Below are 25,211 nucleotides of genomic sequence, written 5' to 3'. Positions count from 1 at the left end.
CTTCGCCCGGGGTTACAGGTCGTGAGTGCTGTGGTGCTGCCAGGTGCGGTCGGCGGCGGCTTCGAGGACGTGGAACTGTTCGGTGGCCGAGTTGGCCAGGTAGAGCCATCGGTCCTGCTCGGCGGGGACGATGGTACGCAGGTCGGCGCGGACACGTGGCGGCATCGCGTGGTGACGGTGATCGGGGTCCGGCGGCGGATTGTCCGGAAGCCGGTACCGGTCAAGGTTGTCCGGGTCAACGGTACGCATCCAGCGAAATATGCTCCGTACGAGCGCGACCGTGGTGTCCGGGTTCAGGGACAGCTCCACCCGCCGGTAGTGGATGGTGGTGCCATCTTCGTCGAGAATGCCGACCAGGCTGAACGAGCCCTCCATACCCCACCTTCACAAGGCTGATTAGGTTCGGGCGACACTATCGCGTCCCTGCTCACCACCCCGCGTGCCCGAGCTGGCAATACTCGGTCGGCCCGGCGTACCCCGATTACCGACGCCGCACGTCCAGCCGAACGCGCCCCCTCCAGTGCCCCGTCATGCGGCGTCGACCGGGTGATCCGGCGGTCGATTGGAGTTGACGGCGAACCCGGACTTCGACTGAGCGCGGTGGTTGCGCCATCGGATGTAGTCGCCGGAGTCCGCGTCAAACGTCACCGGTAGCGGTAGCGGTAGCGGTAGCGGTAGCGGTAGCGTCACCGCATCCCGGAGCGTCCGGACCCGGTACGCAGACCGTGATCGCACCCGGCACCACCCGAGCCTTCAACCGCTTACTGGTGCCGACCGCGCCGCCGTCCAGCTCGTACGTCATCGGCTCCTCGAAACGGATCTCGACCCGGCGCGCCTGGACGGTCTCCACCAGCGGGGATCGATCGGTTCGACCGACCGCCATCCGGCCGAGGGTACGGGCCCAGTCGAGCATCCCCTCCCCGGTCGCCACACCGACCTCCAGCCGACCGTTGTCCGGCCGGGCGTCGTCGAACGCCTCGATCCCACCGGTGATGGTGCCGACGTTGCCGAGCAGCACACAGCTCGCCGTACCGTCGAACCACTTCTCTCCGTCGACTCGGATCCGCACCGGCACCGCCTTGTCCCGTACGTGCCGCAGACCGGTCCAGACGTAGGCGAGCTTGCCCATCTCGTCCTTGAGCTTCCGGTCGGCATCCGAGATCATCTCCGCGTCGAATCCGGCACCGGCCATCACCGCGAAGTGCTCCCCGTTGACCCGACCGAGGTCGAGCCGACGACGCTCGCCGTGCAGTGCGATCCGGACCGCCCGCTCAAGATCCTGCGGCACACCGAGGTTGGTGGCGAGCAGGTTCGCCGTACCGGCGGGAATGATGGCGACGGCCCCGTCCCACCCGGCGAGCGCGTCGACGCAGTGCTGGACCATGCCGTCCCCGCCCCAGACGAGCACCAGCTCCGCGCCCTCGCGTACCGCCTTGCGGACCTTCTTCGGCGCCTTACGGCTCTTCGGCACCTCGTACCAGAGCAGGTCCTCGGCACCGGAGTCGGTGAGGCGCCGACGCAGTTCGCCGAGCCCGCCGTCGAGGGTCTTCTTCCGGTGGGCGATCACCGCGACCCTGGTCACCGCGGCACCGCCGGCCGGGCGGGCAGGGCTACGTCGCGGCCCGACCGGACCGGCACACCACCAACGGAGTACGTCATGCGTCGGGTCTTACCCGGTCGACGGCCGGCCGTACCCTCCCCGCCGAGGTGGGTGTGCCGGACCGGCTGGGTTAGCGTGCCTGGATGCCCACACAGTCGGTACGCCGCGCCAACGGCCCGTCCCGGGAACGTGCCCCGGTGCAGCCGAGGCGCCCGGCCTCGCTCGAACTGGCCACCGTCGCCGACCACGACCTCGACCACGAGGCGTCCTTCCGCCGGCTGGGTTTCCTGGACCTGGACCTCTCCGACCGGTCGGCGGAGGCGGTCGAGTTCGAGCAGTGCCGGTTCAAGGGCACCAGCCTGAGCGGGACCCGGCTCGACGCGGCGAGGTTCGGCGACTGCCTGGTGGAGAGTGCGAACCTGGCGAACCTGCGGGCGGAGCGGTCAGCCCTGCTCCGGGTCCGGTTCGAGACCGCGCGGATGACCGGTGTGCACTGGGTCAACGGCTCGCTGCGAGACGTGACGTTCTCCCAGTGCCGGCTGGACCTCTCGTCGTTCCGGTTCACCGACTTCCACGCGGTGGCGTTCGAGGGGTGCAACCTGGCCCGCGCGGACTTCCAGAACGCGGACCTGAGCGGCGTACGGTTCACCGACTGCGACCTGACCGGTGCGCAGTTCAGCCAGGCGAAGCTCGCCGGCACCCGGTTCGCGAACTGCTCGCTGGCCGGGATCGGCGGGGTGACCAGCCTGGCCGGTGCGATCGTCGCGCGGCAGGATCTGATCGCGTTGTCGTACACCCTCGCGGGAGCGCTCGGCATCCGGATCGAGGACGAGGAGGGTGAGCCGACCGACCGGCGCTGAACCGGCCCGGCGCCGGACGGCTCAGCTCACGCAGAGTTCGTTGCCCTCGGGGTCGTGCAGGGTGGTGGTGGTCGGCCCCCGGTCGGACGTGGTCCAGGCGACCGTGGCACCGAGGGCGACCAGGCGTTCGACTTCGGCCGGCGCCTGCGCCGCACCGACCTGCAGGTCGAGGTGGACCCGGTTCTTGGCGGTCTTCGGCTCGGGCACCCGTTGGAAGAAGAGCCGGGGGCGGGTGCCGTCGACGTCGACGCAGGTCGCCACGTCCCGGAACGCCTGCCGGCCGTCGATCTCGATCACCTCGTCCTCCTTCAGCATGCCGCTGGCGAGCAGTTGCGTGACCAGCGCGCTGTGGTCCTCCTGCTGGTACCGCAGCGCCTCGGCCCAGAACCGGGCCAGCGCGTGCGGGTCGGTCGCGTCGAAGGCCACCTGGATTCGCGTACTCATGCCGCCTCCATCCGTGTTACGGGTTCGATCCGTGTAACCGGTTCAAGTGGTTTCTCAGGGACCATAGCAGCGCCGGACCCGACCGGTCGCCCCGTCACGGCGGCGGCGCGCCGGTCCAACCCGACACAGCGGGCATGTCCCCGGTGCTCACGGGAGACTGGTGACGACATCGACGCGCGAAGGAGTGAACCAGGATGACCCGACACCGGTACGCCATCCACAGTGTCCGGCTGGCCGGCGCGACCACCGTCATGTCGATCCTGCTCAGCGGATGTGGCGCCGGCACACCCCGCAACCGGCCGACGCCGACGCCCCGGCCAACCACCCCGGCGGTCGGTCAGGTGGGCGGCGTCGACGGCGAACCGATGGCGAGCAGTACCCCACCGGGGGGCCTGCCCGGCGCCGACCGACAGGTCATGGTGGTGGGTGTGGCACCGGGCAGGGAAGAGCCGGCACTGAGCGTCTCCGCCGACGACACCATCGGGGCCTACCCGGCCAGCGCCGACACCGGCGACTGGGAATTCTTCGTGCTCGTCCCGGTGGACACCGCGAAAACCCGCCACCACCTGCGTACGGCGGTCTCGGCCGACGGCGGCGAGCCGTTCTGTGTCGCCGCCGACCGGCGCGACGCCCGACTGGTGCTGGCCCCCTGTGACGCCGGAAATCCCGCCCAGGACGTCCGGACCGCGTTCGCCGGTGCCGACCCTCAGGGGCGGCCGACATTCGGGCTCACCGTGGCCGACCGTGCCATCGCGGTCAGCGCCGAACCCGGCCGTGCCCCCGGCTTCACCCTGACCCCACGGGGCACACCGAGCACCGGCACCGCGTTCGTCTTCGTCGACGCCGGCCCGGCACCCGCCCCGGTCGGCGACTGAGCACCCCCGAGCGCGGGTCTGGCAGGATCAGCCGGGTGCCGATCACCGCCTCCCGCGCCCTGGTACGCCAGGCCGAGCGCTGGTTCGTACGCCACGGCGTGCCGCAGATGATCGCCGGCTACGACTTCGACCGGCACATCCTCCCCCGGATGCTGCCCTTCCTCGCCGTGGTCGTGGTGGCCGACCTCGGTTGGGTGATCCTCTGGGCGCTCGACGGGACCGTCGCCTGGGTCCTCCTCTCGGCACTGGTCGCGGCGGGCCTGGCCGGCTGGTCCGCACTGACCCGGTTCGGCCGCCGCCTGCCGCACTTCTCCCGCCCCGCCATGATCACGGTCTTGGTGGCGTACGCGGTCGTACCGGTCGCCGTACCGCCGCTGGCGCTCTGGCTGCACGACGGCCGAGCCAGCATCACGATCACCTCGGTGACCGCGTTCGCCCTGCTGCTGGTCGCCTCCTGGCTGGCCACCAGCTACGGCGTGGTGCCACTGCTGCGCCGGGCCGTCCGGCACGCGGTCGAGGACATGCGCAACAGCGTCCGGTTGCAGGGGCGAGCGTTGCCACTGCTGCTCTTCGTGACCCTGTTCTTCTTCTTCACCGGCGAACTCTGGCAGGCGATGAACCGCCTGCCCTGGTACCGGCTGGGGCTGGTGCTCACCCTCTTCACGGCGGTGACCGTCCTGGCCGCCGCCGGGCGGCTGCGCGACGAGATCGGCCGGGTGGAACAGGACCTGAGCCGGGAACGGCTCTCCTCCTCCTGCCAGCGCACACCGCTGGCGAGCCTGCCAATCGAGGAGGTCGCCCCGGACGGGCCGCTGCGACCGGTGCCGCTGCACGGTCGCCAGGTCGGCAACCTGCTACTCATGCTCGCCACCCGGCAACTCGTGCAGGCGCTGGTCGTCGGGGTCGGACTCTTCGTCTTCTTCCTCCTGCTCGGCCTGATCGTGGTGCAGCCGGAAACCGCCGAGCAGTGGATCGGCGAGCCACCGGCCATGCTCGCCGACGGGCTCCCGGTGCCGCTCGCCCTGCTGCGAAACGCCGCCCTGCTCGCCGGCTTCGGCAGCATGTACTTCGCGGTCACCTCGATGAGCGACGTCGAGCACCGCCGACAGTTCTTCGCCCCGATCCTGGACGAGGTCGAGCGGACGCTCGCCGTACGGGCGGTCTATCTCGCCGTACGCGAGATCGTGCTGCCGGGCCAGACCGCCCCGCAGGTCCCGCTCGCCACCGACGAGGTCGCCGGTACGCCGACCGGTCACTGACATCCGTCCACCGACCGCCGAGCCGTGACCGACTCGGCAGTCGGTGGACGGATGTGGGCCGGTGGGCTCAGAGCTGCGGGGCGACCTCGGCGGCGATCAGGTCCAACTGGTCCAGGTCGCCGAGGTCGAGGAACTGGAGGAAGAAGCGGGAGGCGCCGCCCTTGGCGTACTCCTGTAGTTGCTCGACCACGTCGCCGGGCGTGCCGACCACGCCGGGGCCGTCGCGCAGCTCGTCCAGGTTCCGGCCGATCGCGTCGGCCCGGCGCCGCACCTCGGCGTCGTTGCGCCCGCAGACCACGGTGACCGCCGCGGAAAGGTTCAGTGGCGCCCGTCCGGTGGCGTCCCGACCGATCCGCTCACACGCCTCGACCGCCGCCGCGAAGTGCTTCGCCGCCACCTCGGCCGAGGCGAACGGCACGTTGTACTCGTCCGCGAAGCGGGCGGCGAGCAGCGGCGTCCGCTTCGGGCCGGTGCCGCCGACGATGATCGGCGGACCCGGCTGCTGCACCGGCTTCGGCAACGCGGGCGAGTCGTAGACGTCGTAGTAGCCGCCCCGGTAGGTGAAGGTCTCCCCCACCGGTGTCCCCCAGAGTCCGGTGATCACCTCGAATTGTTCGGTGAGCCGGTCGAACCGCTCGCGCAGCGGTGGGAACGGGATGCCGTACGCGCGGTGCTCGGCCTCGAACCAGCCGGCGCCCAGGCCCAGCTCCACCCGGCCGCCGCTCATCTCGTCCACCTGGGCAACCGAGATCGCCAGCGGTCCGGGCAGCCGGAAGGTGGCCGAGGTGACCAGGGTGCCGAGCCGGATCCGCTCGGTCTGCACGGCGAGCCCGGCCAGGGTCAGCCAGGCGTCGGTCGGGCCGGGCAGCCCGTCCCCGTTCATGACCAGGTAGTGGTCGGACCGGAAGAAGCCGTCGTAGCCACAGTCGGACGTGTGCCGCGCCACCCGGAGCACGTCCTGGTACGACGCGCCCTCCTGCGGCTCGGTGAAGATGACCAATCGCATGAGCCCAGCTTGCCAGCCCCACCGCATGTCCGGTGGGCGGACCACCGGGTCGGGACCGGGCACCGGGGGACGGCTAACGTGCTGGTCATGCGCGGCTATGGATGGATCAGCCTGACCACGGACTACGGACTCACGGACGGTTTCGTGGCCGCCTGTCACGGGACGATCGCCCGGCTCGCGCCCGCCGTACGAGTGCTCGACGTGACCCACCTGGTGCCACCGGGGGACATCGGGCGGGGCGCCACGGTGCTGGCCCAGACGGTCGGGGCGCTGCCGGCAGCGGTGCACGTGGCGGTGGTCGACCCGGGCGTGGGCACCAACCGGCGCGGGGTCGCCCTGCGCTGCCCCGACGGGTTGCTGGTGGGTCCCGACAACGGACTCCTGCCCTGGGCGGCGCAGGCGCTCGGCGGCATCGAGGGCGCCGTGGAGTTGACCAACCCGGAGTGGTTGGCTCCCCGGGTCTGCGCCACCTTCCACGGCCGGGACGTCTTCGCCCCGGTCGCCGCCCGGCTGGCGCTCGGTGCCGACCCCGACGAGGCCGGGCCGGCGATCGACCCGGCCGAGCTGGTACGGCTCCCGGAACCGGTAGTCGCCGCCGGACCGGGCTGGCTCACCGCCGAGATCCTCTCGATCGACCACTTCGGCAACGTGCAGCTCGCCGCGCCGGCCGCCGCGCTCGCCGCGCTCGGGACGCGACTGCGGGTGCAGGGCCTTCCCGCCCACCGGGCGGCGACCTTCGGTGATGTCCCGGTCGGGAATCTGGTGGTGTTCGAGGACTCCGCTGGTCAGGCCGCCGTGGCGGTGAACGGCGGTCGGGCCGATGCCATGCTTTCGCTGGTTAAGGGGCAGGTGCTACGGATTACGGACGCTAGCTGATCTACTTCCGCATCGCGGACACAGAGCTGCAACGGGTGGGCCATTGTGGAATGCTTGCCCGGTGGGGAAGCATTCAATCGACGTAAAAGCATGTCCGTGCTGTGGCTTTTTCACCGGAGAAGGTGGGACTTGTCCGGTCTGCTTCTGGACGAACGACGGCCAACACGAGTCCGATGACGCCGTGGTGCCGGACGGGCCCAACGGTGACCTGAGCCTCTCCCACGCCAGGCTGAACTTCGCCATCTACGGCGCCAGCCACCCCCGCTACCAGGACATGGTGCGCGCTCCCCGGCCGGAAGAGCAGCCCTGACCCGGCACTGAGGGGCAGGATGCAGGAGTGCCCGAAGGCGACACCGTCTGGAACACCGCCCGCGCGCTGCACCGCGCGCTGAGCGGCGGTCGGCTCACCGCCACCGACTTCCGGGTGCCGCAACTCGCCGGCACCGACCTGGTCGGCTGGACCGTCCGGGACGTGGTGAGCCGGGGCAAACACATCCTGCTCCGGCTGGCCGACCCCACCAACGCACAGCGGCTCACCCTGCACTCGCACCTGCGGATGGACGGCGCCTGGCGGGTCTACCCGCCAGGCGCACGCTGGGCCGCCCGCCCGGCGCACCTGATCCGACTGGTGCTGCGTACCACCGACGCGATCGCCGTCGGATATCACCTGCACGAGGTCGCCCTGGCCCCCACCGCACGCGAGGACGAGCTGGTCGGGCGGCTCGGCCCCGATCTGCTCGGCCCGGACTGGGACCCGACCGAGGCGGTACGTCGACTCGCCGCCCACCCCGACACGAGCATCGCCGAGGCGCTGCTCGATCAGTCCAGCCTCGCCGGAGTGGGCAACCTCTACAAGTCGGAGGTGCTCTTCCTACGCGGCGTGCACCCGTGGACGCCGGTGAACGCCGTACCGAACCTGCCCTCGGTGGTGGCCCTGGCCCAGCGGCTGCTCGCCGCGAACCGTGGCCGGTGGGTGCAGAGCACCACCGGTTCGTTGCACCGCGGACAAACCACCTACGTCTACGGTCGCCGGGGGCAACCCTGTCGCCGCTGCGGCATGCTGGTAGAGAAGGCCGAGCAGGATGAACGGGTCACCTACTGGTGTCCCCGTTGCCAACCCGCTCCGGACCGGACGCACTGAACCCTGACGCTGAGCTGGCCGTATCCAACCATCGCCGAGTGAGGTTAGTTGCTTACGGATCGTCAGCGATGACCATCTGATCGGCTCGACCGGACCCTGCGATCCCGGCCGGGCAGGCATCCGGGGAGGGAGCATGGTCATGTTCAAAAAACTCGCGGCGCACCGTCTGGCCCGCCGGGCGAAACAGGCCGAGAACACTCCGGCCGAGACGCCCGACCCGGCCACCGAGGAGACCCGGCCAGGCATCCCACAGCAGGCACCGGCACCGGCTACGGCACTGCTCCCCGCACCGCTGCCCACCCCGGACTACTTCGGCTTCGTCCCCAACTACGCGAACAGCCCACTGCCCCGGCTCGACCCCGCCGGACGCGTCGTACCCGGCACCGGGATGCGAAAATTCGTCGACTCGCTGCCCGGCGTCGGCGCCGCCCGCCCCAACGACCTCGGCAACTTCCTGCCGGTGGCGACACCCGACACGGTCAGCTACCCCGGCTGCGACTACTACGAGATCGGACTGGAGCAGTTCTCCCAACAACTGCACCGGGACCTCGGCCCGACCCGGCTACGCGGCTACCGGCAGCTCAACAACGGCACCGACGCGTTCGGCCGCAACACCATCCACCCGCCGAGCCGGCCGTACCACCTGGGACCGGTGATCGTCGCCCAGCGGGACCGGCCGGTCCGGGTGAAGTTCGTCAACCGGCTCCCGACCGGGGCGGCGGGACTGCTGCCGCTGCCGGTGGACCCGACCGTACGCGGCGCCGGAACCGGCCCGCTCGGCGGCGCCGAACGGTACCCGCAGAACCGGGCGGCCCTGCACCTGCACGGCGCCGCCACCCCGTGGACCAGCAACGGTGGACCGGACCAGTGGCTGACCCCGGCCGGGGAGACGACCTCGTACCCGATCGGTACCAGCCTGGCGAACGTGCCGGACATGGCAGAACCGGAGCCGGGGGCGGTGACGCTGTACTACCCGAACCAGGCCGCCGCACGGATGCTCTGGTACCACGACCACACCCTCGGCATCGCCCGGCTGACCGTCTACTCCGGTCAACTCGGCCTCTACCTGCTCCGGGACGAGGTGGAGCGGCAACTCGTCGACGAGGGGGTCGTCCCCGCCGACGAGATCCCCCTGGTGATCCAGGACAAGACCTTCGTACCCGGCAGCGCCCAACTGGAGGCGGAGGACCCCACCTGGGACCGGGAACACTGGGGCGGGCGCGGCAGCCTCTGGTACCCGCACGTCTACATGCCCAACCAGAACCCGTACAACGAGTCCGGCACCAACCCGATGGGGCGCTGGGACTACGGGCCGTGGTTCTGGCCGCCGTACACCGGCACCGTCCACGGACCGGTGCCGAACCCGCACTACGCCCCGGAGACCTCGCCGTGGCAGCCCCCGGTGATGCCGGGTACGCCGAACCCGTCGGTGGTCCCGGAGGCGTTCCTGGACACGCCGCTCGTCAACGGCTGCGCCTACCCGTACCTGCGGGTCGAACCGAAGGCGTACCGGTTCCGGATTCTGAACGCCTGCAACGACCGCAGCCTCAACCTCCAGCTCTACCACGCGGCCTCGGACGCCCCGATGTGGCACACCGACGGCAGCCTCGCCGACCCCGGCTCCGGTGAGGTGCCGATGGTCGAGGCGATCCCGAACCCGGACCACCCGCCGACCTGGCCCACGGACGGGCGGGCCGGCGGTGTGCCGGACCCGAACCGGGTCGGGCCCGACTGGATCCAGATCGGCACCGAGGGCGGGTTGCTGCCCGAGGTGGCGGTGGTGCCGAACCAGCCGATCAACTACGTCTACAACCGGCGGGACATCGCCGCGCTCAACGTCTCCGCGCACGCGCTGCTGCTCGGTCCGGGCGAGCGGGCCGACGTGATCGTCGACTTCTCCGCCGTACCACCCGGGTCGAAGATCATCCTCTACAACGACTGTCCGGCGCCGATGCCGGCCTTCGACAGCCGGTACGACTACTACACCGGCGCCCCGGACCGGACCTCGGCCGGCGGCGCCCCGAGCACCCAGCCCGGCTACGGACCGAACACCCGTACCCTGCTCCAGTTCCAGGTCGACGGCGTCCCGGAGCCGCCCTACGACCTGGACGCCCTGCGGGCACGCCTGCCCCGGGCGTACGGCGACAGCCAGCCGCCGCCGATCGTGCCGCAACCGGCGTACGACAACGCGTTCGGCACCCGTACGGCGAAGAACACGCACGTGCCGATCCACAGCAACACCGTCACGTTCACCCCTGCCGGGCGGACCGGTCCGATAACGCTCCCGCTGCGGGCCAAGGCGATCCAGGAACTCTTCGAGCCCGAGTACGGCCGGATGAACGCGACCCTCGGGGTGGAACTGCCGAAGGTCAGCTCGCTGGTCCAGACCACCACGCCGCTGGCGTACGTCGACCCGCCGACCGAGATCCTGACGCCGGCCGACCCGTCGGTCCCGATCGGCGCCCCCGGTGACGGCACCCAGATCTGGAAGGTCACCCACAACGGCGCCAGCACCCACGTCATCCACTTCCACCACCTGGTGGTGCAAGTGATCAACCGGGTCGGCTGGGACGGCGCGATCCGCCCCCCGGACCCGAACGAGCTGGGCTGGAAGGAGACGGTCCGGATGAACCCGCTGGAGGACACCATCGTGGCCCTGCGACCGGTCCTGCCGGACCCGCTGCCGTTCAAGGTCGGCGACAGCGTACGGCTGCTCGACCCCACCCGCCCGGCCGGTACGACCACCGGGTTCACCCAGGTCAATCCGCGTACCGGCGAGCCTGCGGTGGTGACCAACCAGGTCGTCAACTTCGGTTGGGAGTACGCCTGGCAGGGTCACCTGGTCGGCCACGAGGGCAGCGAACTGAGCCGTCCGCTGGTGCTGCGGGTCTCCCCTGCCCAGCCGACCGGGCTCACCGCGACGGCCGCACCCGGGTCGCCGACCGTACCGCCGTCGATCACGCTCGCCTGGACCAACAACGCGACCCGCCCGGCGGCCACGAACCATCTCGTCGAGCGGGCCACCAACGCCGCCTTCACCAGCGGCGTCACCACGTTCGCGCTGCCCGCCGGGGTCAGCACCAGCGGCGACTCCACGGTCACGCCGGGGACGACGTACTACTACCGGGTCCGTACCGAAACGGCGGTCGGCTACTCCGGCTGGTCGAACACGGCCTCGGCGGTGGTACGCCTGATCGCCCCGAGCGGCCTGACCGCCTCGGTCGCCCCGTCCGCCCCGGTCCGGGTCGACCTGGCCTGGCGGAACCGGTCGTTCGCCACCGAGATCGAGGTCCAACGTGCCGTGAACCCAACCTTCACCAGCGGCCTCGTCACCGCTTCCGGGCCGGTGACCAGTGCTTACACCGACGGCACGGTGACTCCCAACACCACCTACTACCACCGGGTCCGGACCAGTTACCTGGGTGCTCCGTCACCGTGGTCGACGGTGTCCGTGGTGACCGTACCGACCACGCCGGCGGTGCCGCACAGCCTGACCGCGACCGCGAGCATGCCGGCGCCGGACTCGGTCAGCGTGAAGGTGAGCTGGTTCGAGAGCGCCGGCAGCGTGGTCAGCGGTTTCACCCTGCAACGGGCCACCGATCCGTCCTTCGGCACCGGATTGACCAGCTTCACCATTGCCGGTACGGCCCGTTCGTTCACGAACACCGGGCTCGCCCCCGGGACCGTCTACCACTGGCGGATACAGGCGTTCAACGCGGTCGGCGCCTCCGCGTTCACCCCACCGGTGGTGGTCACGCCGCCGGACTGACGCCCGCTCAGTACGGCGCGCGGCTCGGGTCGCCCATGCCCCGTAGCTGGGCCAGACCGGCGGCGATGCCGTGCAGCAGGTCGGTCGCCTCGGTGAGCCGGGTGGCGGCCGGATGCTCGCCGGCTGACCGGAAGTCCTCGGCGAGGTAACCGGCTGCCGCCACGACCAGCGCCTCGTACGCGCCGACTCCCCGGTCGAGCTGCTGGCGGAGGTTCCGGTGCACCGCTTCGAGTCCCGGGCGGGACTCCTCCGGCGCGAACCGGGTGGTCTTCTCCAGGCTCGCCACCCGGTGGGCGAGGTCGAGCAGCGACTGCTCGGCAGCGGTCGCCTCGACCACTGCCGGCTCGGCCGACGCCGGCAGCCGTCCGGCGAGCCCGGTCATCGCCGACGACGCCCGGTTCAGCCGCTCCCAGGGGGCTGCCGCCGCCGAACCGCGCAGCGCCATCCGGGTCCTCTGCCGGCGTACCTCGGCCAGTGCCCCGCGTCCGGCGGGTAGCCGCTCCACGGCGGCGACCAGCCGGACGCGGGCCCGCTCGGCCGCGAGCGCGGGATCGGACGGTGCCGGTGCCGGTTGGGCCCTCAGCGTCCGCAGGTCGGACCAGCGCCAGAGGGCCAGCGCCGCGGCGGCGCCGCTACCGGCGACCCAGGCGGCGTCCGGCAGACCCAGCCCCTGGTACGGGGTGAGGATGACCGCCGCGCCGCCCAAACCGCTGGCGAAGACGCTCCAGGAGCGGGCGGAGCGGCGCAGCCTGCGCAGTCGCCGGAAGTAACGAGCTCGCTGGTCAGCCATCCCTGCCCTTTCCGTGCCTGGCCCCCGGGACAGGTGTCAGCCGGCGTTGCTCTGGTCCCCGGCGGACTTCTCGCGGGCCAGGCTCGCCCGGATCTCGTCGAGCCGGGCCACCCCGGCGTCGTCCGCCGCCCGGGTGTTCTGGTCGATCGCGGGCTGCGGCTTGCCGCCGAGCTGCTCGCCGGCCATGCTGGCCCGGATCTGCTCCAGCCGGGCCGAGCCGGCCATGTCGAGGCTGCTCTTCTGCACCTCCAGCATCCGGCCCTCGACCGAGTTGCCGGCGAGTTCGGCGCGGCCCATGGCGTTCGCGTACCGCCGTTCGATCTTCTCCCGGACCTCGTCCAGCGAGGGCGTGGCGCCCGGCGCGGTGAGGTTCGTCATCGACTCGATCGACTTGGCGACGCTCTCCTGCATCTTGGCCTGCTCAAGCTGGCTGAGCAGCTTGGTCCGCTCGGCCAGCCTCTGCTGGAGGATCATGCTGTTATTCTCGACCGCCCGACGGGCCTGGCCGGCGGCGCCCAGCGCCTGGTCGTGCAGGGTCTTCAGGTCCTCGGTCGCCTGCTCGGCGGAGACCAGTTGGGCGGCGAGGGTCTGCGCGGTCTGCTCGTACTTCACCGCTTCCGACTCGTCACCGGCGGCCCGGGAGCGGTCGGCGAGGACCAGCGCCTGGCGGGCCATCCCCTGCAACCGCTCGACCTCGGACATCTGCCGGGAGAGCCGCATCTCAAGCTGGTGCTGGTTGCCGATGACCGCCGCGGCCTGCTGGACCAGCGCCTGATGCTGACGCTGGGCCTCCTCGATGGCCTGCTGGATCTGCACCTTCGGGTCGGCGTGCTCATCGATCTTGGCGCCGAACAGCGCCATCAGGTAGCGCCATCCCTTGACGAACGGGCTCGCCATCTTCGCGTTATCCCCTCGGTGTCATCGGCTACGGTCGGCGGCCGGGCCGCCGACCGGTCTGCACCGGCCGACCACGCGGCACGATCCCCATCGTCCCAGTCCGGCGCCACACCGGCAGACAACCGCTGGGGGCACCGGCCGGAGACACCGCTGAAACTGCAACCCTACGCCGAGGAAAGCGCACCGAGCACCACACGGCCGCACAGATCACCGGGTGTGGGGCGGACGGGTGCCGAGATACTGGGCTGCGGCGACGCTCAGGCGGCGCGGACGACCTCGCGACCCCGGTCGGTGTTGGACCGGACCCGACGAGTGGTCCGCAGGGTGGCCTTGAGCGGCGAGTCCTGCCGGACCGAGACCGACACGTTGCCGTCGGTCGCCACCTGCCGCACGCCGGAGTCGGTCACCGTGCGCACCGCCGAATCAGTCAGTACGGTACGGGCCGGTACGTCGACGGTCGACCGTTCCTGGACCGGAGCGAGCACCCCGGAGACCTGCTCGCCGAGCGCGACGGTGTCGCTGACCTCGCGCAGCAGTTCGGAGAGGCGGGCGCCGAGGGCGTCACAGATCGCGGCGAGCAGCTCGCTCGACGCCTCCTTCTGGCCCCGCTCGATCTCGGAGAGATATCCGAGGCTCACGTTGGCCGCTGAGGAGACCTCGCGCAGAGTGCGGTGTTGTCCCTGCCGGCGAGCACGCAGTGCGTCACCGATCACCCGGCGTAGTAGGACCATCGCACCTCCCCCTGACGTGGGACCGTACCTCCGGCGGCAGTCAGCGTGTTGCCGCGTGGAGCGACTCCGACCCCCGACCCCGACCGCTGCCGGAGCCTTCCCGCAACCGTACCCGTTGCCGGCCCGCGCGACATCCCACCCCGCCGGTCCGGATTCCGGACGACCCGCGTAACCGGAGCGGCGGTGACCCCGGTCACCCGCGTACCGCCGGTGGTTGCACGCCCTGCAACTCCTCCGCGAGGAGCCGCAGCGCCCCGGTTACCGCGTTGCTCCGGATCTGGGTACGGCCACCGTCGAGCCGCAGTTCGCGTACGCGTGCGCCGTCCGGCCCGGCGAGCGCGACGTAGACGAGCCCCACCGGCCGACCGTTCTGCGGCTCCGGACCGGCCACTCCGGTGGTGGCCAGGCACCAGTCGGCCATGCAGCGCCGACGGCCGCCCTCGGCCAGTGCCAGCGCCACGTCCGGGTCCACCGGCCCCCGATCAGCCAGCAGGTCCCCCGGTACGCCCACCAGGGCCGCCTTGAGGTCGGTGGCGTAGACCACCAGGCCGCCCCGGAAGACGCTGCTCACACCGGCGATGTCGACGATCGTGGCGGCCAGCAGGCCACCGGTGAGCGACTCGACCACGGCCAGGGTCTGGCCCCGTTCGGAGAGCGGGTGCACGACCGCCGCCGCCTCGGTGGGCGCGACCCATGCGTCGACACCGTCCGTCATCCCGCCTCCTCGCTCACTGCCCCGCCCAACCTCCGCCGGGCGGCTCCGGTGACGGCAGGTCCGCTCGCCGGAACCCGCCCGGGCCCGGCGACGATCAGCCGGTCCGGCGCCGCAGACGCAGCGCCCGTACCACGTAGTCGAGACCGGTGACCACTGTCACCACCAGCGCGATACCCATGATCCACGGACCGACCCAGGTCACCCCGGACGGCACCGGCCAGAGGTACCAGACGATGGCGAGGATCTGCAGCGCGGTCTTCGCCTTGCCGCCCCGGCTGGCCGCGATCACCCCGAACCGGATCACCCAGAACCGGATCAGCGTCACCCCGAACTCCCGGGCCAGGATGAGCAGCGTCACCCACCAGGGAAGCAGGTCGTACCAGGAGAGCAGGACCAGGGCGGCACCGGTCAACGCCTTGTCGGCGATCGGGTCGGCCACCTTGCCGACCGCCGTGACCAGCTTGAACCGGCGGGCGATCCACCCGTCCAGCAGATCCGTCGCGGAGGCGAAGGCGAAGGTGAGGGTGGCGGCTATCCGCCAGGCCGGGTGCGTCATCGCGGAGGCGATCACCAGCGCCACGAAGACCGGCACCAGGGCCAGTCGCAGCGCAGTGAGCGCGTTGGCGGCGTTGACGACGGGCACCGGCTTCGCCATGGCGGCCGGGGCGGGCTCCGACGCCTCGGTCACGCGGTCACCTCGCGCCGTTGCGCGGGCCAGCCGCCGCCGAGATCAGTTCGACCGGTACGGCGAGCAGGTCCACCCCCTCGGTCCCGGTGACGGTGGCGCGGACCAGGTCGCCGGGGCGCAGGGCGGCGAGGTCGACGTCGCCGTCCTCCGGTGCCACCAGGGTGGTCGAACCGTCCACCTCGGGAGCCTGGTGTTCGGCGCGTCCCTCCACCAGACCACCGTCGATCGAGTCGACCAGCACCTCCACGGTCGAGCCGAGCCGTTCCTCGGCCCGCTGGGAGCAGAGTTCGTCGGCGAGCGCGCTCAGCCGGTCGTACCGGCGCTTGATCGTGGCGGCCGAGACCTTGCCGGGCAGGCCGGCGGCCTCGGTGCCGTCCTCGTCGCTGTAGTCGAACATGCCGATCGCGTCGAGCCGGGCCTCGGAGAGGAAGCGGACCAGCTCGTCGACGTCGCCCCGGGTCTCACCGGGGAAGCCGACGATGAAGTTGCTCCGGGCACCGGCCGCCGGGGCCAGTTCCCGGGCCGAGCCGAGCAGCTCCAGGAATCGGGCGGTGGACCCGAAACGTCGCATCCGGCGCAGCACCGGCTCGCTGGAGTGCTGGAACGAGAGGTCGAAGTAGGCGGCGACACCGGGGGTGGTGGCGATCGTCTCGACCAGGCCGGGGCGGGTCTCCGCCGGCTGGAGGTAGCTCGCGCGGACCCGGACGATCCCGGTGACCGCGGCGAGCTGCGGCAGCAGCTTCTCCAGCAGCCGGGGGTCGCCGAGATCCTTGCCGTACGAGGTGGAGTTCTCGCTGACCAGGACCAGCTCACGTACGCCCGTGCTGGCCAGCCACTCCGCCTCGGCGAGCAGCTCTTCCGGTGGACGGGAGACGAACGCGCCCCGGAACGCCGGAATCGCGCAGAACGCGCAACGGCGGTCGCAGCCGCTGGCGAGCTTCAGCGAGGCGACCGGACCGCTGGCGAGCCGGTGGCGCAGCACCGGACGCAGGTGTGCGGGGGTGTGCTCGTCGGCGACCAGGGCGCCGCCGGCCGGGCGGGTCTGCGCGTGGCCGGGGACCGAGATGCCGCTACCGTGCCGGGCGACCGGGGTCAGCGGCAGCAGTTCACGCCGGTCCCTGGGGGTGTGCGCGGTGACCTGCTCACCGGCGAGCACCGCGTTGAGCCGGGCCGAGATGTCCGGATAGTCGTCGAAGCTGAGCACCGCGCCCGCCTCCGGCAGGCTGTCGGCGAGTTCGCGGCCGTACCGCTCGGCCATGCAGCCGGCGGCGACGACCTTCGCACCGGTGTCGGCGGCGGCGAGCAGGGTCTCGATCGAATCCTGCTTGGCCTTCTCCACGAAGCCGCAGGTGTTGACGAGGACCACGTCGGCGCCCTCGCCGTCGGTGGTCACCTGCCAGCCGTCGGCGTCCAGCCGGGCCGCCAACTCCTCCGAGTCGACCTCGTTACGGGCACAGCCGAGAGTGAGCAACGCGACCCGACGGCCGGCGGTCGAGGAAGGGGAAGTAGCAGACACCATCCGAGGGTACCGGGCCGCTCCGCCAAGCCGGCGAGCGCTACACCCGCCGACGCCCGCCACGGGGGCTACGGCCGCCGGGCCGCGACCCGGGCCAGCCGATCGAGCAGGAGAACTTCCGTGCCGGCGAGTCCCACCAGACAGAAGAGCGTCACCTGGTCGGCAGCGTTCCGGCCGGGAACCACACCGGCAAGCACCGCGCCGAGGTGGTGCAGCCGTTCGACGTACGGCGCGACGGCGGCGAGCATCGGCGGCTGGTAGTCCACCGCCTGCGCCGGCGAGTCCGTGACCAGCACCTCGGCCCGGTCGAGCAGGTCGGAGCCGAACTCCGCGCGACCCTGCTGTTTGAAGCCGACGACGTTGACGTGGGCACCGGGGGCCAGGTCGGCCGGGTCGAGCACCGGAGTGGCGCTGTCGGTGGCGACCAGCACCACGTCGCGTCCGCGTACGGCCACTGAGGCGCTGCTCACTCCGGTCGCGCTGATCCCGAGTTCCGCCTCCACCCGGGCGGCGAAGGCGTCCCGGGCCGAGGGCGTACGGCAGTAGACGGCCACCTCGCGTAACGGGCGTACCGCCGCGGTCGCCCAGAGCTGGGTCCATGCCTGTCGCCCGGCGCCGAGCACCCCGACCGTGGCGGCGTCGGGGCGGGCCAGCGCGTCCACCGCCAGCCCACCGATCGCGCCGGTACGCCGGGACCCGATCTCCTCGCCGACCGCGATCGCCCGGATCTGCCCCGAACGGCCGTCGTGCAGGACCACGAGCTGCTCCGACTCGGGGTGGCCGAAGGTGTCGTAGGAGCGGAACCCGTACCACTCGTCGTCGAGCTGCCCGGCGGTGGTGACCAGGCGACCGCCGCGCAGGGGTGCGGAAGCCCGGGGTGGTGCGACCAGCCGACCCGCGTACGCGGCGAGCAGTGCCTCGCGCATCGCCTCGACCGCTGTGGGCGCGTCGAGCCGGGCGGCCACCTCGGTGTCGGTGAAGAGCAGAGTCATGATCTGCATCCTGATAGTTGAACCCCGGTTGAGGTCAAGTCCGGCTGGGAGAGGTGTACCACACACTCTGGTCACCCCAACCCGGCTCGCTAGACTGAGCCGCAGGTGGGCGCGGTGGCGTCCCCCCGGACGAGCGCGTGCCGTACCCGGCCCGGCAAAGACGGCGCGCAGACGGTGATGACGACAACTGATCTGATCGAGGTTCTCGGCGCCCTGCTGATCCTGGCCGCCTTCGCTGGCGGCCAACTGCGCCGGATGGACCCGCACTCCGTCCGCTATCTCCTCCTCAACACCGTGGGCGCCGGCATCCTGGCGGTGCTCGCCGCGGCCGAACGCTCCTGGGGATTCCTGCTGCTGGAGGGGACCTGGACGATCGTCTCGGTGATCTCGCTGGCCCAGGCGCTGCGTCGACGCCCCGACCACCCGTCCGAGGCGGGCTGACCCGGTCGGTCCGACGGTCGGCGGGGGGCGCGGCTCAGTCGTCGTCCCCGCCGCCCCGGATCCCGACCAGCGCCTCTTCCAGCTCGTCCGGTTTGACCAGCACGTCCCGGGCCTTGGAGCCCTCCGACGGGCCGACGATCCCCCGGGTCTCCATCAGGTCCATCAGCCGACCGGCCTTGGCGAAACCGACCCGGAGCTTGCGCTGCAACATCGAGGTGGAGCCGAACTGCGAGGTGACCACCAACTCGATCGCCTGGACCAGCAACTCCAGGTCGTCGCCGATCTCCTCGTCGACCTTCTTCTTCGGGTCCTTCGCCGGGGCCAGCACGTCCGACCGGAACTCCGGTTCGCGCTGGTCCTTGCAGAACTTGACCATGTCGCTGATCTCGGACTCGTTGACCCAGGCGCCCTGGATCCGGACCGGTTTCGAGGCACCCATCGGCAGGAAGAGCCCGTCGCCCCGCCCGATCAGCTTCTCTGCCCCGGGCTGGTCCAGGATGACCCGGGAGTCAGCCAGCGAGGAGGTGGCGAAGGCAAGCCGGGACGGCACGTTCGCCTTGATCAGACCGGTCACCACGTCGACCGACGGGCGCTGGGTGGCGAGCACCAGGTGGATGCCGGCGGCGCGGGCGAGCTGGGTGATCCGGACCACCGAGTCCTCGACGTCGCGGGGCGCCACCATCATCAGGTCGGCCAGCTCGTCCACGATCACCAGCAGATACGGGTACGGGCGGATCTCCCGCTCACTGCCGGGCGGCGGCTTGATCTGCCCGGCCCGCACCTTGCGGTTGTAGTCGTCGATGTGGCGTACCCCGGCGGCGGCGAGGTCGTCGTAGCGCATGTCCATCTCGCGGACGACCCACTCCAGCGAGTCGGCCGCCTTCTTCGGGTTGGTCACGATCGGCGTGACCAGGTGCGGGATTCCCTCGTAGCTGGTCATCTCGACCCGCTTCGGGTCGATCAGCAGCAGCCGCACCTCGTCCGGGGTGGCCCGGCTGAGGATGGAGACGAGCAGCGAGTTGAGGCAGGAGGACTTGCCCGCACCGGTCGCCCCGGCGATCAGGATGTGCGGCATCTTGGCCAGGTTGGCCACCACGTAGCCACCCTCGATGTCCTTGCCGAGCGCGACCACCATCGGGTGGTGGTCGCTGGTCGCGGCCCGCGAGCGGAGTACGTCGCCGAGCGCCACGTCCTCCCGGTCGCTGTTCGGGATCTCCACCCCGACCGCGCTCTTGCCCGGGATGGGGCTCAGGATCCGTACGTCCGGGGACTTCACCGCGTACGCGATGTTCCGGGAGAGCTGGGTGATCCGCTCGACCTTCACCCCGTGCCCGAGTTCGACCTCGTAACGGGTGACGGTCGGCCCCCGGGTGAACCCGGTCACCGCGGCGTCCACATCGAACTGGTCGAAGACGCCGGTGAGCGCGGCGATCACCTCGTCGTTGGCCTTGCTCCGGGTCTTCGGCGCACTGCCGCCGCGCAGCAGGTTCGCGGGCGGCAGGATGTAGTCCCCGGCCAGGCCGGTGATGGCCAGTTGCTCGGCCCGGGTCGGTACGGGCGAATGTTCGGGCGGCTCGGCGGCCTTGCGCGCGGCGGGCACCTTCGCGGGCGGCTTGCGCGGCAGCGGCGGCAACTCCTCGGCGAACTCATCCTCGCCGTGACCGTCCGGGTCCTGGACCGACCCCGCACGGCTGCCGGTACGACGCCGTGCCGCCGGGCGGCGACGGGCCGGCGTCTCCTCCTCGTCGGCCTCTTCCTCGTCGGCGTCGCTGGTGGACCGGCCGGTGACCACCTCGGCGAGCAGCCCCAACCGTTCGGGGATCTTGTTGATCGGTGTCGCGGTGACCACCAGCAGCCCGAAGAGGACCAGCAGGACCAGGAGCGGGACCGCCACCCAGGGGGTGACGGCGTCCTCCAGGGTCCGCCCGATGGCGGCACCGATCAGCCCACCGGCGTAGTCACGTTCGAGGTTGTTCACCGGGTGGTGACCGATGTGCAGCAGCCCGCCGGTGCCCAGGATCAGCGCCGACCAGCCGACCAGCCCCCGGCCCTGGTGTTCGGACTCATTGGGCGTACGCATCAGCCGGACCGCGCCGATCAGCAGCAGGATCGGCAGCACCACGGAGATCGCACCGAGGAAGAGGCGGATGGTGTCGGCCAGCCGGGCGCCGAGCGGGCCGGCGGAGGAGAACCAGACCGCGACGGCGGTGAGGATGGAGAGTCCCAGCAGGAACAGGCCGGCACCGTCGCGCCGGTGTTCCGGGTCGAGGTCGCGGGCGGTGGCCGCCTGCCGGCCGGCGGCACGGACCGCCCAGCCGACGCTGTGCGCCAGCCCCATCCACATCGCGTTGACCGCCCGGCCCAGGTAGACCGTCGGTGGGGTGCGAGCCGGGCGTCGGCTCGCCGCACGACCCTTCGCCGGCTGCCGGGAGGCGGCCGTCTGACGGGTACGACTGTTGGCGGCGCCGCGCGTGGACGACCCGCTTCGGCGCCGATTCGCCTGAGGGGTACGGCCCGCCATAAGGACACACGTTAGCCCTGCCGTCGCGGATATCCGCGCTTTTACCGGTCGTGTCCGCACACGGTCCGGCCCTGTTATGCCGAGACGCGTGACCCGCCTAACATCACGGGCAGACCGACCAGCCCATCTCGCCGTACGGGAGGACGTCGCATGTCATCGCCGGGATCCGGCCACAGCGCGGAGGACGCCGTCGTGGCGGGTCAGTTGCAGACACTGCAACCGCTGACCAACGACCTCATCGCGGCGGTGCTGAGCGCCCGCGACTTCTCCTTCTACAGCGACAGCGACGGTGACCTGGTCGGACGCTGGGAGGAAAACGTCATCTACTTCTTCCGGGCCGGTCCGGAGGGGCAGGTGCTCCAGGTCCGCACGATGGCGGCGACGGCGTTCCCGATCGAACAGGTGCCCCAGCTCTACGCCTTCTGTAACACCTGGAACCACGAACACCTGTGGCCCAAGACGTACGTGCACGTCGACGACGACGGCAGCGCCCGGGTCTGCGGCGAGGTGACCGCGAGCCTGACCCAGGGTGTCACGGTGCACCAGCTCGACCAGCTCATCAGCTGCGGCATCTCGACCGGCTGCGCCATGTCCGAATCGGTCGCCAAACTGCGACCCTGAGCACGCGGGATCCCCTCATGGAACAACGGTTCCGGGTCGACCTGCGCGGTGTGGTCGACCTGCTCAGCCAGCATCTCTACAGCAGCCCCCGGGTGTACGCCCGCGAGCTGCTGCAGAACGCGGCGGACGCGATCACCGCGCGGCGGACGTCGGCCCCGGAGACGGAGCCGGGTCGGGTGGTGTTCGAGATCGACGCCGACGGCACGCTCCGGGTCCACGACAACGGGATCGGGCTGACCGAACCCGAGGTACACACCTTCCTGGCCAGCGTCGGACGTACCTCCAAACGGGACGAACTCGGCTTCACCCGGCAGGACTTCCTCGGCCAGTTCGGCATCGGCCTGCTCTCCTGCTTCATGGTGGCGGACACCATCGAGGTGCTCACCCGCTCGGTCACCGGCACCCCTGCGGTCCGCTGGACCGGTCACGCCGACGGGCGCTACCGGGTCGAGGTCGACGACGACGCCCGGTCGTCGATCGGCACCACGGTGGTGCTGCGCCCCCGGGCCGGCAGCGCGCACTGGTTCGCCCCCGACCAGGTCCGCGACCTGGTCCGGACGTACGGGCACCTGCTCGACGTGGAGGTGGTGCGGCAGGCCCCGGGGACCGCCGAGTTGCGGCTGACCGAGCCGCGGGCGCCCTGGGAGATCGACGACGACCCGGAGGTACGCCGCCTCGCACTGCTCGACCACGGCACTCAACTACTCGGCAGTCGGCCGATGGACGTGATCGACCTGCGGGTGCCGGAGGCCGGGCTGGTCGGTGTCGGCTTCGTACTGCCGACCGCGAGCGGGGTCGGGCCGGCCGGGCACCGGGTCTACCTGAAACGGATGCTGCTCAGTGAGAACGCCACCGGACTGGTGCCGGAGTGGGCGTTCTTCGTCCGGTGCGTGGTGGACACCTCGGTACTGCGTCCGACCGCCAGCCGGGAGGGGCTCTACGACGACGACCTCCTCGCCCGCGTACGGGAGTCGCTCGGCGCGCAGATCCGGGACTGGTTGCTGGACCTCTCGGTGCGGCACCCGGACCGGCTCGCCGCCTTCCTGCGGGTGCACCACCTCGGGGTGAAGGCGCTCGCGGTCCGCGACGACGAGATGCTGCGGCTGGTTGACGTCGGGCTGCCGTTCGAGACCAGCCGGGGCACGATGACCCTGCACGCGTTCCGGCGGGGCGCACCGGTGCTGCGCTACGCGGAGACCGTCGACGAGTTCCGGGCCCTGGCCGCGATCGCCAGCGCCGCCGGCACCCCGCTCGTGAACGCCGGGTACGCGTACGACACGGAGATCCTCGAACGGCTGCCCCGGATCGACCGGTCGATCACCGTACGGCGCCTCGATCCCGGTGAGCTGGCCGCCCGGCTGGAACCGTTGCCGGCGGAACTGGAGGCGGAACTCGCCGGCTTCCTCCGGGTGGCGCGGGACGTCCTCGTCGAGTTCGGCTGCGTACCGCTGATCCGGCAGTTCGACCCGGTCACCGTACCGGCGCTCTATGTGATGAGCCGGCAGGCCCACGACCAGGACAGGGTCGCGCGCGACCTGGCCCAGGCGGACGACCTCTGGTCCGACGTGCTCTCCGCCTTCGCCGAGGTGGAGATCGAGCACCGGCCGGAACTCGTCCTGAACTGGCGGCACCCGCTGATCCGGCGGATCAGTGCCGGGCCGCCCGGCGCCACCCTGCGGCACGGCATCGAGGCGCTGTACGGGCATGCACTGCTCGCCGGCCACCACCCGCTGCGCGCGGTCGACACCGCCGCCCTGAACCGCTCGTTTCTCGCGCTGCTCGACCGCGCGTTCGCCGGCCCGCCGGCCGGCGGCGGCACCGGAGCGGCGGACCCACCCCCCGAGGAGATGCCATGAGCGAGCAGAGCGAGTTGGTCGAGGCACTGGACGAGGCTCGCGAGCTGCCCGACGGCGACGGCAAGATCGCCGAGTTGGAGCGGATCGTGGCGCACGCGGACGCCGCCGCGGACGTACGGCTCGGCTTCGACGCCCGGTTCGCGCTGATCGACGCGTACAACAACCACACCGAACGGTGGCGGATGCTGCCGCCGTTCGGCTGGTGCCTGGCCGCCTTCGACCGCGACCCGTCGCTCTTCGACGACTGGGACGCGGAGATGCTGCGCTGGTACCACAAGTGGGCGATCGCCGCCCTGCGCAGCACACCGAGGGTCGGACTCGCCCAGACCCAGGCGGCCATGGACGACCTGGAGCGGCGGTTCCGTACGCAGGGACGCAGCCTCCAGGCCGTGTACAACCTGCGCTGCCGGATCGCCGACCACCTCGGCGACGAGGCGCAGGCCCGTCAGTGGCTGACCCGCTGGCAGGGTGCCCGCCGGGACGAGAACAGCGACTGCGCCGGGTGTGACCCGTCCCGCCAGGCCGAACTGCTGGCCGGTTGGGGCGAGTGGGAGGAGGCGGTACGCACCGTCGAACCGGTGCTCACCGGCACGCTCGGCTGCGCGGAGCAACCGGAGAAGGCGCTGACCACGGTGCTCGTCGCGTACCTGCGGCTCGGCCGGTACGACGAGGCGGCACAGGCGCACGTGCGGGCGTACCGCCGGCACCGGCACGAACGGGACGCGTTCCCGTTCCTCGCCGAGCACCTGCGCTTCTGCGCGCTCTCCGGACAGCACGAGCGCGGGTTGGAGATCCTCGGCACCCACCTGGGATGGCTGGACCGGCCGTACGACGATTCGTCCGCGATGGAGTTCGCCGCCGCGGGTGCGCTGGTCTGCCGGCTCGCCGGCGAGGCCGGGCTGGAGGTGTCGATCCACCGTCCGGAGTACGGCGACCGACCCGCGACCGACCTTTCCGTCGCCGCGCTCGGCGCGCAACTGCTGACCACGGCACAGGAGCTCGCCGGCCGCTTCGACGCCCGCAACGGCTCCAGCCACCAGTCCGGCCGGATGGCCGCGTGGCTTGCCGAACGGCCGATCGACGCGGAGGTCACCCTGCCGGTGGACGAGCCGCCGGACGACTGGGCGATGCCTGACGCGCTGCCGTCGGGGTCGCGGCAGGACCTGGTGGAACCACTGCGGATGGGGGCGATCATCCGTGAGCTGGAAGGGCGTTTGGACCACTATCTGCTCTACGACGACGGCACGGTCGGCGTCCAGTGGGGCAGGACGCTGATCCAGTTCGAGCAACTCGGCGAGGCGAAGGAGATCCTGCACGCGAGGATCATCGTCGAGCGGCGGCTGCCGGCGGACCGGTTGGCCGAGGCGTACGAGTTCTGCAACTCCTGGAACCACGACCGCCTGCTGCCGAAGGCGTACGTGCACGACACCGGCGAGGGTGAGCTGATCATCGCCGGTGAGGTCACCACCGACCTGGAACACGGCGTCAGCGCGTCACAACTCGCCGCTCTGGTCAACGCCACCATCGGCCCCGGCGCCGCCCTCGCCGAAGCCGTCGCCGACCTGCCCTGACGCCACCGTTCCCGTTGATCGTGGAGTTGACGCCGAGATCCA

General features: G+C 71.4%; 22 protein-coding genes, 1 pseudogene and 1 riboswitch. Of the genes and pseudogenes, 11 read left to right on the top strand and 12 right to left on the bottom strand.

Going from position 1 to position 25,211, the window contains the following annotated elements; translation table 11 throughout:
* Positions 1 to 12 precede the first annotated feature (12 nt).
* Together ACIBF5_RS10565 and ACIBF5_RS10560 are read right to left on the bottom strand one after the other, a co-directional pair.
* Complete coding sequence (locus ACIBF5_RS10565; RefSeq protein WP_396810200.1) at positions 13 to 375, bottom strand: hypothetical protein; 363 nt, start codon at positions 373 to 375, stop codon at positions 13 to 15.
* 262 nt (positions 376 to 637) lie between these two features.
* A complete protein-coding gene (locus tag ACIBF5_RS10560; protein ID WP_396810198.1) occupies positions 638 to 1,582 on the bottom strand; it encodes a diacylglycerol/lipid kinase family protein in 945 nt (314 codons plus the stop codon).
* Between the two features lie 161 nt (positions 1,583 to 1,743).
* Between ACIBF5_RS10560 and ACIBF5_RS10555 the strand changes: the two genes are divergently transcribed.
* Positions 1,744 to 2,460: a pentapeptide repeat-containing protein gene (locus ACIBF5_RS10555; RefSeq protein ID WP_396810197.1), complete on the top strand. Its 717-nt coding sequence runs from the start codon at positions 1,744 to 1,746 to the stop codon at positions 2,458 to 2,460.
* Positions 2,461 to 2,481: 21 nt separating this feature from the next.
* Here the strand turns inward: ACIBF5_RS10555 and ACIBF5_RS10550 are convergent, their stop codons facing one another.
* Positions 2,482 to 2,904, bottom strand: a complete 423-nt coding sequence (locus ACIBF5_RS10550; protein ID WP_396810195.1) for a VOC family protein — start codon at positions 2,902 to 2,904, stop codon at positions 2,482 to 2,484.
* 194 nt (positions 2,905 to 3,098) lie between these two features.
* On the opposite strand from ACIBF5_RS10550, the gene ACIBF5_RS10545 reads away from it, so the two are divergent.
* A complete protein-coding gene (locus ACIBF5_RS10545; RefSeq protein WP_396810193.1) occupies positions 3,099 to 3,779 on the top strand; it encodes a hypothetical protein in 681 nt (226 codons plus the stop codon).
* 35 nt (positions 3,780 to 3,814) lie between these two features.
* On the top strand, positions 3,815 to 5,038 hold the full coding sequence (locus tag ACIBF5_RS10540) for a hypothetical protein (protein ID WP_396810191.1): 1,224 nt from the start codon (positions 3,815 to 3,817) through the stop codon (positions 5,036 to 5,038).
* A gap of 67 nt (positions 5,039 to 5,105) precedes the next feature.
* Here ACIBF5_RS10540 and ACIBF5_RS10535 read toward each other — a convergent pair whose 3' ends face one another.
* On the bottom strand, positions 5,106 to 6,044 hold the full coding sequence (locus tag ACIBF5_RS10535; protein ID WP_396810189.1) for an LLM class F420-dependent oxidoreductase: 939 nt from the start codon (positions 6,042 to 6,044) through the stop codon (positions 5,106 to 5,108).
* An 87-nt stretch (positions 6,045 to 6,131) separates the two neighbouring features.
* On the opposite strand from ACIBF5_RS10535, the gene ACIBF5_RS10530 reads away from it, so the two are divergent.
* From ACIBF5_RS10530 to ACIBF5_RS10515, 4 genes are all read left to right on the top strand, one after another.
* Positions 6,132 to 6,920 (top strand): S-adenosyl-l-methionine hydroxide adenosyltransferase family protein, encoded by a 789-nt coding sequence (locus ACIBF5_RS10530; protein WP_396810187.1) that lies wholly within the window; start codon positions 6,132 to 6,134, stop codon positions 6,918 to 6,920.
* A complete protein-coding gene (locus tag ACIBF5_RS10525; RefSeq protein ID WP_396810185.1) occupies positions 6,865 to 7,230 on the top strand; it encodes a CPCC family cysteine-rich protein in 366 nt (121 codons plus the stop codon). Before ACIBF5_RS10530 ends, ACIBF5_RS10525 begins: the two co-directional genes overlap by 56 nt.
* 27 nt (positions 7,231 to 7,257) lie before the next feature.
* Positions 7,258 to 8,061: a zinc finger domain-containing protein gene (locus ACIBF5_RS10520; protein ID WP_396810183.1), complete on the top strand. Its 804-nt coding sequence runs from the start codon at positions 7,258 to 7,260 to the stop codon at positions 8,059 to 8,061.
* Positions 8,062 to 8,194: 133 nt separating this feature from the next.
* Entirely contained in the window at positions 8,195 to 11,830 is a 3,636-nt protein-coding gene (locus ACIBF5_RS10515) for a fibronectin type III domain-containing protein (protein WP_396810181.1), read from the top strand.
* A 7-nt stretch (positions 11,831 to 11,837) separates the two neighbouring features.
* Here ACIBF5_RS10515 and ACIBF5_RS10510 read toward each other — a convergent pair whose 3' ends face one another.
* The 7 genes from ACIBF5_RS10510 to ACIBF5_RS10480 form a co-directional block, all read right to left on the bottom strand.
* Positions 11,838 to 12,620 carry a hypothetical protein gene (locus ACIBF5_RS10510; protein WP_396810180.1) on the bottom strand — a complete coding sequence of 261 codons (783 nt, stop codon included), beginning with the start codon at positions 12,618 to 12,620 and terminating at the stop codon, positions 11,838 to 11,840.
* 36 nt (positions 12,621 to 12,656) lie between these two features.
* Positions 12,657 to 13,517 (bottom strand): PspA/IM30 family protein, encoded by an 861-nt coding sequence (locus ACIBF5_RS10505; protein WP_396810178.1) that lies wholly within the window; start codon positions 13,515 to 13,517, stop codon positions 12,657 to 12,659.
* A gap of 257 nt (positions 13,518 to 13,774) precedes the next feature.
* Positions 13,775 to 14,248 carry a helix-turn-helix domain-containing protein gene (locus ACIBF5_RS10500; RefSeq protein WP_396810176.1) on the bottom strand — a complete coding sequence of 158 codons (474 nt, stop codon included), beginning with the start codon at positions 14,246 to 14,248 and terminating at the stop codon, positions 13,775 to 13,777.
* 193 nt (positions 14,249 to 14,441) lie between these two features.
* Positions 14,442 to 14,963, bottom strand: coding sequence for a CinA family protein (locus ACIBF5_RS10495; RefSeq protein ID WP_396810174.1), 522 nt, complete (start codon positions 14,961 to 14,963; stop codon positions 14,442 to 14,444).
* A 94-nt stretch (positions 14,964 to 15,057) separates the two neighbouring features.
* Positions 15,058 to 15,651 (bottom strand): CDP-diacylglycerol--glycerol-3-phosphate 3-phosphatidyltransferase, encoded by a 594-nt coding sequence (gene pgsA, locus ACIBF5_RS10490; RefSeq protein WP_396810172.1) that lies wholly within the window; start codon positions 15,649 to 15,651, stop codon positions 15,058 to 15,060.
* Positions 15,652 to 15,655: 4 nt separating this feature from the next.
* Positions 15,656 to 17,170 (bottom strand): 30S ribosomal protein S12 methylthiotransferase RimO, encoded by a 1,515-nt coding sequence (gene rimO / locus ACIBF5_RS10485; RefSeq protein ID WP_396810170.1) that lies wholly within the window; start codon positions 17,168 to 17,170, stop codon positions 15,656 to 15,658.
* Between the two features lie 65 nt (positions 17,171 to 17,235).
* Complete coding sequence (locus ACIBF5_RS10480) at positions 17,236 to 18,159, bottom strand: ornithine cyclodeaminase family protein (RefSeq protein ID WP_396810430.1); 924 nt, start codon at positions 18,157 to 18,159, stop codon at positions 17,236 to 17,238.
* Positions 18,160 to 18,262: 103 nt separating this feature from the next.
* Positions 18,263 to 18,329: riboswitch (guanidine-III (ykkC-III) riboswitch) on the top strand.
* Between the two features lie 7 nt (positions 18,330 to 18,336).
* Between ACIBF5_RS10480 and ACIBF5_RS10475 the strand changes: the two genes are divergently transcribed.
* Positions 18,337 to 18,600 (top strand): hypothetical protein, encoded by a 264-nt coding sequence (locus ACIBF5_RS10475; RefSeq protein WP_396810168.1) that lies wholly within the window; start codon positions 18,337 to 18,339, stop codon positions 18,598 to 18,600.
* Positions 18,601 to 18,634: 34 nt separating this feature from the next.
* Here the strand turns inward: ACIBF5_RS10475 and ACIBF5_RS10470 are convergent.
* Positions 18,635 to 20,812, bottom strand: a pseudogene (locus ACIBF5_RS10470) (DNA translocase FtsK 4TM domain-containing protein); the annotation flags it as partial.
* A 459-nt stretch (positions 20,813 to 21,271) separates the two neighbouring features.
* On the opposite strand from ACIBF5_RS10470, the gene ACIBF5_RS10465 reads away from it, so the two are divergent.
* The 3 genes from ACIBF5_RS10465 to ACIBF5_RS10455 are packed head-to-tail and all read left to right on the top strand — an operon-like array spanning position 21,272 to position 25,169.
* On the top strand, positions 21,272 to 21,742 hold the full coding sequence (locus tag ACIBF5_RS10465; protein WP_396810166.1) for a YbjN domain-containing protein: 471 nt from the start codon (positions 21,272 to 21,274) through the stop codon (positions 21,740 to 21,742).
* Between the two features lie 17 nt (positions 21,743 to 21,759).
* Positions 21,760 to 23,598: an HSP90 family protein gene (locus ACIBF5_RS10460; RefSeq protein WP_396810164.1), complete on the top strand. Its 1,839-nt coding sequence runs from the start codon at positions 21,760 to 21,762 to the stop codon at positions 23,596 to 23,598.
* Positions 23,595 to 25,169, top strand: a complete 1,575-nt coding sequence (locus tag ACIBF5_RS10455) for a YbjN domain-containing protein (RefSeq protein WP_396810162.1) — start codon at positions 23,595 to 23,597, stop codon at positions 25,167 to 25,169. The genes ACIBF5_RS10460 and ACIBF5_RS10455 overlap by 4 nt, the downstream gene beginning before the upstream one ends.
* The last annotated feature ends 42 nt before the right edge of the window (positions 25,170 to 25,211 follow it).

Source organism: Micromonospora sp. NPDC050417 (genome assembly GCF_044458865.1).
Lineage (GTDB): Bacteria > Actinomycetota > Actinomycetes > Mycobacteriales > Micromonosporaceae > Micromonospora_G.
Note: the sequence above shows the minus strand (reverse complement) of the source record. Positions and strands in the feature narration are given on the sequence as shown.